The organism is Verminephrobacter aporrectodeae subsp. tuberculatae At4 (genome assembly GCF_000193225.1).
GTDB classification, from domain to species: domain Bacteria; phylum Pseudomonadota; class Gammaproteobacteria; order Burkholderiales; family Burkholderiaceae_C; genus Acidovorax; species Acidovorax aporrectodeae.
Genome location: NZ_AFAL01000600.1, coordinates 1 through 216, shown reverse-complemented (window position 1 = coordinate 216; position 216 = coordinate 1). Strand labels below are relative to the sequence as shown.

Sequence of the window (216 nt, the reverse complement as noted above, 5' to 3'; positions counted from 1 at the left end):
GGTGACCGCTGTGGTCAGCGTGAGCGTGACGGTTTTGGCTTCGGCATTGATGGCGACGTTGGTGACGGCGTTCGCGACGCTATCCACGAGGACCGTAAAGGCTCCGTTGGCGGGTGTGTGGGTCGGGTCCGCGTCCAGGTTGCCCGTGTCGCTAAAGCTGAGCACCAGTTGGTTGCCGTTGACCTTGGGGCGCGTCGTGTCGCCGGTGATGATCAG

Annotated in this window: 1 protein-coding gene; it reads right to left on the bottom strand. The window is 63.4% G+C overall.

Annotation, left to right across the window (positions count from 1 at the left end; translation table 11 throughout):
• A partial coding sequence (locus tag VTU_RS28355; RefSeq protein WP_040893181.1) for a SwmB domain-containing protein occupies positions 1-216 on the bottom strand: 216 nt, incomplete at both ends.